The organism is uncultured Rikenella sp., assembly GCF_910577125.1.
Lineage (GTDB): Bacteria > Bacteroidota > Bacteroidia > Bacteroidales > Rikenellaceae > Rikenella.
Genome location: NZ_CAJTMN010000020.1, coordinates 20,129 through 29,335, shown reverse-complemented (window position 1 = coordinate 29,335; position 9,207 = coordinate 20,129). Strand labels below are relative to the sequence as shown.

Genomic DNA, 9,207 nt, shown 5'->3' with positions numbered 1-9,207 from the left:
AAGCACATCCGGCACGGGAACCCCGCTTGCCTGGTACCCCGCCCCGGGCTACCGCGATCCGGGCAACAATGGACGGTTAGGCGGTCTGATGGACGTCGGCTACGGCGGGTACAGTTGGTCGTCCGCTGTCAGCGGGACTAACGGCGTATTTTTGAGCTTCAACGCGCAGTACCTCAATCCCAGCAACGTGAGCAACCGTGGCCGCGGTCTTCAGTTGCGTTGCCTCTCGGAATAAACGCGCCCGCAGGGCGTTTTACTGGCAGCCTCTACCCCAACATTGGCCGGGTCTACCCTAACAGGCAGCCTCTACTCCAAAACGGGCCGGAACCAGCGTAGCCGGAAACGAGCTCCGCGAAGTTGCAGGCCTACGCCGGGGGTGGCTCCGGCCCGCGCGACCCTGCGGGTCGCAGAGTTTCGGCCTTGCTTTTATCGCGAACCGGGCATTTCAACCGTCGCCCGCGGCAATTCTTGCCGGATTGGCTCACCGCCAATCGGCAGAATATGCCTTCTTACGCGGGCGGGCGACGGTCAAGCTTTGAACCGGACAGAACCGTACCTTTTCTGAAGAACCGAGCGGCGTTACGCGAGCAGAGACCGCTTGCGGGCTATGCCGAGTTAACGCGAGGAAGCCTTCGGGCAAAAGGTACCCAAAAGACTTTTAGTTAGCTGCGCTCCGCCTCAGGCTCCGCAAGACTCAAGACAGAACGACCAAACACTTAATATCAATATGGAAAGAGAAGAGACCACCCGACAGCAGAAAGTCGGCCGCCAGATACAGAAAGACCTCAGCGACATTTTTCTGAAAGAAGCCCGTTCGCTCGTCCAAGGCACCATAGTGACCGTCTCGAAAGTGCGCGTCAGCCCCGACCTCGGATTCGCGAAGATCTACCTAAGCGTTTTCCCCTTCGACAAAAGCGACGCCATCCTCGCCACCCTGCAGGAACACGCCGGCACCCTCCGGTTCGAACTCGGGAAACGCGTGAAGAACCAGCTTCGGATCGTCCCCGAAATCGCCTTCGCCATCGACGACTCCCTGGAATACGTCGAACGCATCGAGAAACTGATTCAGGAACAATAATACCCGAACAACCTACCCCAAGCACAATATGAAAACAACCCTGCTCGCCCCTCTCGCCTGTGGATTAATGCTGCTTCTCGGCAGCTCCTGCGGTCGACAGCCCGTCGACCTGCCCGAAGCCGGCCTGATTCCCAAACCCGTTTCCGTCACCCGCGGAGACGGAAGCTATAAACTGAAAAGCGGCATGACCGTCGCCGCCGACTCCGCTTTGGAGTCCGTAGCGAACTACCTGACCGACGCCCTGCGGAGCTCCTCCGCCCTTCAACTCGAAGCCGCCCCCGCAGGAGAAGACGGCAACATCAACCTCCGGCTCGGCCTCGACGACCCGAACCCCGAAGCCTACACCCTGACCGTCGACAGCCGGGGAATCACCATCCGCGGCGCCAGCCCGCGCGGCGTGGCCATGGGTATAGCCACCCTGCGCCAGCTCGTCCCCGTCGACCCGACCGACAGCCGGATTCCCTACATCACCGTCAGCGACTCCCCCCGGTTCGAATGGCGCGGCATGCACCTCGACGTCAGCCGCCACTTCTACACCGTCGACCAAGTCAAACGCTACCTCGACCTGATGGCCACCTACAAATTCAACAAATTCCACTGGCACCTGACCGACGACCAGGGGTGGCGCATCGAAATCCGCCAATACCCCCTGCTGACCGACAGCGGCGCCTGGCGGAGACTGAACAGCCAGGATCGCGAATGCCTCGCCATGGCCGCCCGTGAAGACAATCCCGACATGCTGCTCCCGCAGGAACTGCTGCGCATCGAGAACGGCGACACCCTCTACGGCGGCTTCTACACCCAGGACGAGATTCGCGACGTCGTCGCCTATGCAGCCGCCCGCGGCATCGACGTCATCCCCGAACTGGACATGCCCGGCCACCTGATGGGCGCCCAGCAAGGCTACCCGTGGATCACCTGCACCGGCGAATCCTCCTGGGGCAAGAGCTTCTCCTCGCCCCTCTGCCCCGGCAAAGACTCCGCCCTGATGTTCGCCAAGAACGTCTACAGCGAAGTCTTCTCCCTCTTCCCCTACGAATACGTCCACCTCGGCGCCGACGAAGTCGAAAAGACCAACTGGAAAAACTGTCCCGACTGCCAGGCCCGGATCAAGACCTACGGACTGAAAGACGAACAGGAACTCCAGTCCTGGTTCGTGCACGACATGGAATCCCACTTCCGCGCCAACGGTAAGAAGATGATCGGCTGGGACGAGATCGTCGAAGGCGGCCTCTCGCCGACCGCCACCATCACCTGGTGGCGCGACTGGGCCCCCGGCGCCGTGACCACCGCCACCGCCCAGGGCAACGACGTCATCATCTGCCCCGACTTCCTGCTCTACCTCGACTTCATCGAACAAGGACGCGACCTGAAGCGGATTTACGAGACCGAGCCCACCGCCTACCGGGCCGAATGGCACCTCACCCCGAAGCAGCAGGCCCGGATCCGGGGCGTACAGGGTAACGTCTGGTGCGAACGCATCCCGAGCGAACGCCGGATGCAATATCAGGTGATGCCCCGGATGCTCGCCCTGAGCGAGATGGCATGGGCCCGGCCGGAAGCCAAAGATTGGGCCGACTTCGAACGCCGGTTCGCCGCCCAGGCCCCCTATCTGGATCGCCGCGGTATCAACTACCGAATCCCCGACCTGACCGGTTTCAACGACCTGAACGTCTTCGCCGACACCACCACCGTCGAAATCGGGTGCCTGCTGCCGAACATCGACGTACGCTACACCACCGACGGCACCTTCCCGACCCTCGAATCGCCGCTGTACACCGGGCCGATCACCGTGACCGAATCGACGAACTTCATCTTCCGCCCCTTCCGGCCGGACGGCACCGCAGGCGCCATGCAGCGAGCCGAATACCGGAAAGAGGCCTACTCCCCCGCCCAGCCCCTTCCCGACCGCAAGTTAGAGAACGGCGTCCGGATGCTCTACCACGACTTCCGGGGCCGGAAATGCGAAGAGATCGAGCGGGCGAAAGCCGTACGGAGCTACACCCTCGACAGCGTAGCGATTCCGCCGCGCATTACCGAATGGCTCGGCCTGATCTACACCGGCTACCTCGAAGCCCCCGAGAGCGGGATCTATACCTTCGCCTTGATGTCCGACGACGGTTCGCGCCTCTTTTTGGACGATGAGTTGCTGATCGACAACGACGGCCCCCACGGCCCCGTGACCCGCACCGCCCAGCGTGCCTTGGCCGCGGGATGGCACCGCCTGCGCGTCGAATACTTCGACATGAACAACGGCGGCGAGCTCTCCTTACGTTGGAGCACCCCGTCCGAGCCGGAGCTCCACACCCTGACCGGCCTGAAGCACTGATCCGGAGACAGAACGGGAGGCGCACAGACAAAGAACAGAGCAAACCAATAAGCGATACGCAGTATCGCTCCGTCCCGCCGGGGTCCCCCGGACGCCGCCCGCGAAGGGCAGTTCTATCCTGTTAGGGTAGAGGCGGCCATCTCGGAGTGCCCGAAGGCACCGCGCGCCGACACTTTAGAAGGCGATTCAACTGTTTCGGTGATGAGCCGAAACAGAATGAATCGCCCAGCGCGCGAACAGAGAACGCTGCGAAGATTTGGGCCGCCCCAGCCAATTGGGAGTGCGGCACGCACCGCCCGCCCGGCGGACGCGTTCGCGCCACGGCGGGCGGCCTTTATTACTTCAAAGCAAACGCGCGCCACACCTTAAGAAGGAAATCGTCAAAATGCGCCGGCACGTTTTGACTAGATTTCCCAAAGGCGCGCGGACAAAGAACTGTTCGAAAATTTGGGCTGACACAGCCGCAGAAATGCGTAAGCATTTCCTGTCCCACCGGGGTCACCCGGCCGCCGCCCGCGTAGGGCAGTTCCGTCCGGTACAAAGCTCTACAGTCGCCCGCCCGCTTAAGAAGGCATATTCTGCCGATTGGCGGTGAGCCAATCCGGCAAGAATTGCCGCGGGCGACTTAATCGCGCGCCGACGCCTTAAAAGGCGATTCAACTATTTCGGCGCAAGCCGAATATAGTTTGAATCGACAAAGGCGCGCGGACAGAGAACTGAACGAAAACTTGGGCTGAGCAGAAAAGTGGAAATGCGAAGCATTTCCCGTCCACGGGACGTGGGGCCCGCGCGGCCCGAGCGCAGTCCCCTCCCGTAGGACCGACGCGCGCCACGCCTAAAGGAGCGATAGCGGAGCCGCAGGGAGGCGAAAACAGGACTGTGCTTTTGTTCGGGTTTTGGGCCGAGCTTCTGCGGCTCGCAGAGCCGCGCAGTTCGCCGCCACCCCATGCGGCGGACTGCAACTCGACGAGGCTCGTTGCACTCACCGCTGGCGGCGAACTGCTTATAGGCCGAGAGCGAGTAGCGCGATTCCTACGGAATCGCCGGCCTCGGCTTAGGGTAGACACGGCTGGTTTTCGAGTGCCGAGCGGCACCGCGCCGAGGACGAAAGGGTTAAGAATTGAATAGAGTGCTCCTGCGACCCGCAGGGTCGCGCGGGCCGGAGCCACCCCAGGCGTAGGCCCGCAACTCACAAAGCTCGTTTTTGAGCCCCGCAGGCTTCGGCCCGACAAACCCCGCCCCGGGCTACCGCGACGCAGGCAACAATGGGCGGTTAGGCGATCTGATGCACGTCGGAGACTACGGATACAGTTGGTCGTCCGCTGTCAGCGGGACTTACGGCGTGTTCTTGCTCTTCGGCACGCAGGCCCTCCTTCCCAGCAACGTGTACTACCGTGGCCACGGTCTTCAGTTGCGTTGCCTCTCGCACCCACAGGGTATTTTATTGGCAGCCTCTACCCCAACAGGATAGAACTGGCCTCAGGACGGCCGGGCCCCACTAATAAGGCAAAGACAACCCTAACAAAACACCCTGTGGGTGCGTGGACGGGAAATGCTGCGCATTTCTGAAGCAGCCTCTCCCCGAAAAGCTACCCCGACCAATAAGCGCCTCTACCCTATTACGCCCCAGCCTCCGAGCCGCTCGAACCGAAAACGAATCGGCCTCGAGAATTGCACCCCTCACCACGCAATTCCCCCTCCGAATCGCCGGAAAATATTACCTTTGCCAGCGAAAAACACCCGTTGCCCTATGAACAAAACGGCCGACTACCGCTTCACCATCATCATCCCCGTCTATAACGAAGAAGACAATATATATACCCTCGAAGAACGGTTGCGGGCCTACCTGCCCGCAACCGCAGCAGGAGGGCAGCCCGCCTGCGCGCTTTTCGTGAACGACGGTTCGAAAGACCGCTCCGGCGAGCGGCTCCGCGAGATCTGCGGACGCAACCCCCACTTCTACTGGCTCGACCTCGCGCAGAACAGCGGCCTGAGCGCCGCCATGAAAGCCGGCATCGACGCCACCTACTCCGAATACGTCGGCTACATGGACGCCGACCTGCAGACCGCCCCCGAAGACTTCGACCTCCTGCTGCCCCACCTGGGCGAGTACGAGATGGTGATGGGCATCCGCACCGGCCGGAAAGACTCCTTCGTGAAGAACATGTCATCCCGGATCGCCAACGGCTTCCGTCGGATGATGACCCACGACGGCGTCGAAGACACCGGATGTCCGCTCAAAGTGCTGCGAACCGACTACGCCAAGCGGATCCCTTTCTTCACCGGCATGCACCGGTTTCTGCCCGCGCTGATTCAACTCCAGGGCGCCCGCGTGAAGCAGGTGCCCGTCAGACACTTCCCCCGCGTCGCCGGACAATCCAAATACCACCTCTGGAACCGGCTCGTCGGGCCCTTTATGGACTGCTTCGCCTACCGGTGGATGCGCAAACGCTACATCGACTACCGCACCGGAGAGACCAACCTGTAACCCATGCACCCGCTCGCCATCGACAGTTTAGGTTACCTGGCCCAGCTGCTCTTCTCGGCCCGGTTTTTCGTCCAGTGGATCCTGAGCGAACGCGCCCGGCGCGTCCTCTCGCCCACCATCTTCTGGCAGATCAGCCTCGTCGCCTCCTGCATCTTCTGCCTCTACGGCTGGCTGCGGAACGACTTCTCCATCATCCTCGGCCAATTCGTCACCTACTACATCTACATCTGGAACCTCAACGCCCGGCAAGCCTGGAAAACCCTCTGGCCCCCGATCCGCTGGACAATCGCCGCCTTGCCGCTGGCCGGAGTCGTGTGGATCGTCCTGAACTGGAGCGACTTTCTCGCCCACCTGTTCGTTGAGAGCGACATCCCCGGGTGGCTCATCGCCCTCGGCACCGGCGGGCAGATAATCTTCACCCTCCGCTTCGTCTACCAGTGGTGGTACTCCCGGCAGCGTGGCGAATCCATGCTCCCGCTCGGCTTCTGGCTCATCAGCCTCACCGGCTCGACCCTCATCATCACCTACGCCTTGATTCGCGGCGACATGTACCCCCTGATCCTCGGGCACATCACCGGCGCCTTCGTCTACACCCGCAACATCATTATTTCCAACAAGCAACGCAACGCACAGGCCACACCCCCCGACAGCAACGACCGACCATGCGAAAACACCTCGACACGATAGGCACCGACTGGAGCCGCTACCTGCTTCTTTTTCTCGCCGTTCTCCCCCTCTTTCTCTTCCGCGACCTCACCCGGAACAACGAACTCCGCTATCTGAGCATCGCCGACGAAGCCCTTCGCGACGGCCACCTCTTCACCTTCTACAACCACGGCGCAGCCTATGCCGACAAGCCCCCGCTCTTCCTGTGGATGCTGATGCTCGGTCGCAGCCTCTTCGGCCACAACCTCGGCGCCCTGATGACCTTCATGAGCCTCTTTTCGGCCGTACCCGCCTTATTGATACTCCGCGTGATGAACCGCTGGGTGCGCCCCGTCGTGACCGATCCCCGAGCCCGACTCGCCGGACAGCTGATGCTCTACACCAGCGTCTACTTCCTCGGCGCCGCCGTCATCCTGCGGATGGACATGCTCATGTGCCTCTTCATCGTCCTCTCCCTGCACACCTTCTGGCGGTTGTACAGCGGCGCCTCGGCCGGCGAAGGACACCTGCGGCGCGACCGATGGCTGTTTCCCGTCTGGATTTTCCTCGCCATCTTCTCCAAAGGCCCCGTCGGGATACTCGTCCCCTTGGTGAGCGTCATCCTCTTTCTGGCGCTCCGCCGCGACTGGCGGGCCATCGGACGCTATTGGGGGTGGCAGACCTGGGGCATACTGCTCGGTCTCTGCCTGCTTTGGTTCGGCGCCGTGTACCTCGAAGGCGGCACCGCTTATCTCGACAACCTGCTGGTGAAACAGACCGCCGGCCGCGCCGTCGACGCCTTCCACCACAAAGCGCCCGTATGGTACTACGCCGTTTCGATCTGGTACTCCCTCGCCCCGTGGTCCCTGCTCGCCATCGGCGTCCTCGTGTGGGGCCTCTGCCGTTGGCGGCAGACCTCCGCCACCGACCAGGAACGCTTCTTCCTCGTCATCGCCCTCTCGACCTTCGGCGTCCTCTCCCTCGTCAGCTCCAAGATCCAGATCTACCTGCTGCCCGCCTTCCCCTTCTTTATCTACCTCGCCCTGCTGTGGATCTTCCGCCAGGGCGTCCGCGGCTGGATGCGCTGGTCGGTGGGGATTCCTGCGGCCGTACTGGCCCTCGCCTTCCCCGCGTGGCTCATCGCCGGCTACCTCGCCCCCACGCTGCCCATCCGTGAATCCCTCTTCGTGCCCATCGGCACCGCCGTTTTGTCCGGCGCCGCCGTGTGGAGCCTCATCCGCCTGTGGCGCGGACACTTCTACACCGCCATCACCCTGCTCGGCAGCGGGATTCTCGCCACCCTCTTCCTCCTCTCCTTCGCCCTTCCCCGCTTCAACAGCTATATCGGGATGGGCGACGTCTGCGGCGCCGCCAAGACCGTCGGCGACGCCGCCGGCATCGACCGCTACTACACCTACGGCATCAGCCGCGCCGAAAACATCGACGCCTACCTGAGCCTTCCCGCCGCGAACCTCCCCGCCGAATCCCTCGACACCCTGCGACACGGCATCGTCATCACCTACCGCGACCGGATCGGCTACGACGAAGCCCTGACCCGCGCCTTCTCGGGCCAGGAAGTACACCGCGTGGGCAACTACGCCTTCTGCGTATTCGACCGGCCCGAAACAACGGATCAACCATGAAGATATTAGTAACCGGTGCCGCCGGCTTCATCGGCTTCCACACCGTCCGCCGCCTCTGCGAGCGAGGCGACGAAGTCGTCGGCCTCGACAACCTGAACGACTACTACGCCGTCGAGCTGAAACACGCCCGTCTGGCCGCCTCGGGGATCGCCTCCGCCCCCGCCGACCGCCGTTTCGCCTCCAGCACCACATTAGCCGGCTACCGGTTCGTCCGGGCCGACCTGACCGACAAGTCCTTTCTCGACCACCTCTTCGCGACCGAGCATTTCGACGCCGTCGTCCACCTCGCCGCCCAGGCCGGCGTGCGGTACTCCATCGAGAATCCCGACGCCTACATACAAAGCAATATCGTCGGATTTCTGAACATGCTGGAAGCCTGCCGCCACCATCCGGTTCGCCATCTGGTCTACGCCAGCTCCAGCAGCATCTACGGACTGAACGAGCAGGTTCCCTACGCCGAGAGCGACATGACCGACCGCCCCGTGAGCCTCTACGCCGCGACCAAGAAGTCAAACGAGCTGATGGCCCACGCCTACTCGAAGCTCTACCGGATTCCGGTCACCGGCCTGCGTTTTTTCACCGTCTACGGCCCGTGGGGCCGTCCCGACATGTCCCCGTGGCTCTTTCTGAGCGCCATCACCGAAGGCCGTCCGATCCGCGTCTTCAACCACGGTCAGATGGAGCGCGACTTCACCTACATCGACGACATCGTGACCGGCGTCTGCGCCGTCGTCTCACAGCCGCCCGCAGCGAACGGGAACGGCGTGCGGACAGCCGTTTATAACATCGGAAACAGCGCTCCGGTTCCTTTGATGGAGTTCATCGGCGCGATCGAACGGTCGGCAGGCCGCGAAGCCGTGAAAGAGTTCACCGAAATGCAGCCGGGCGACGTCGTGCGTACCTATGCCGACACCTCGGCTTTGGAGCGGGACTTCGGTTACCGTCCCTCGACCCCGCTGCAGGAAGGCATCGACCGATTCTGCGCCTGGTACCGCACCTATCACGCAAAAGAGTAAGGTGCGCG

At 62.5% G+C, this 9,207-nt stretch carries 8 protein-coding genes; all 8 read left to right on the top strand.

The window, feature by feature from the left end; translation table 11 throughout:
• A partial coding sequence (locus QZ292_RS03910) for a hypothetical protein (RefSeq protein ID WP_294598091.1) occupies positions 1-235 on the top strand: 235 nt, incomplete at its 5' end.
• Between the two features lie 492 nt (positions 236-727).
• Positions 728-1,078: a 30S ribosome-binding factor RbfA gene (gene rbfA, locus QZ292_RS03905; protein WP_294598088.1), complete on the top strand. Its 351-nt coding sequence runs from the start codon at positions 728-730 to the stop codon at positions 1,076-1,078.
• Between the two features lie 28 nt (positions 1,079-1,106).
• Positions 1,107-3,407, top strand: coding sequence for a family 20 glycosylhydrolase (locus QZ292_RS03900; protein WP_294598085.1), 2,301 nt, complete (start codon positions 1,107-1,109; stop codon positions 3,405-3,407).
• Between the two features lie 1,204 nt (positions 3,408-4,611).
• On the top strand, positions 4,612-4,878 hold the full coding sequence (locus QZ292_RS03895) for a hypothetical protein (RefSeq protein WP_294598082.1): 267 nt from the start codon (positions 4,612-4,614) through the stop codon (positions 4,876-4,878).
• Positions 4,879-5,157: 279 nt separating this feature from the next.
• Positions 5,158-5,895: a glycosyltransferase family 2 protein gene (locus QZ292_RS03890; RefSeq protein ID WP_294598081.1), complete on the top strand. Its 738-nt coding sequence runs from the start codon at positions 5,158-5,160 to the stop codon at positions 5,893-5,895.
• A 3-nt stretch (positions 5,896-5,898) separates the two neighbouring features.
• Positions 5,899-6,582 (top strand): lipid-A-disaccharide synthase N-terminal domain-containing protein, encoded by a 684-nt coding sequence (locus tag QZ292_RS03885; RefSeq protein WP_294598079.1) that lies wholly within the window; start codon positions 5,899-5,901, stop codon positions 6,580-6,582.
• The gene (locus QZ292_RS03880; RefSeq protein WP_294598076.1) at positions 6,558-8,183 is read left to right on the top strand and encodes a hypothetical protein; all 1,626 of its coding nucleotides are present in this window, start codon (positions 6,558-6,560) and stop codon (positions 8,181-8,183) included. The genes QZ292_RS03885 and QZ292_RS03880 overlap by 25 nt, the downstream gene beginning before the upstream one ends.
• Positions 8,180-9,199, top strand: coding sequence for an NAD-dependent epimerase (locus tag QZ292_RS03875; protein ID WP_294598073.1), 1,020 nt, complete (start codon positions 8,180-8,182; stop codon positions 9,197-9,199). Before QZ292_RS03880 ends, QZ292_RS03875 begins: the two co-directional genes overlap by 4 nt.
• Positions 9,200-9,207: the final 8 nt, after the last annotated feature.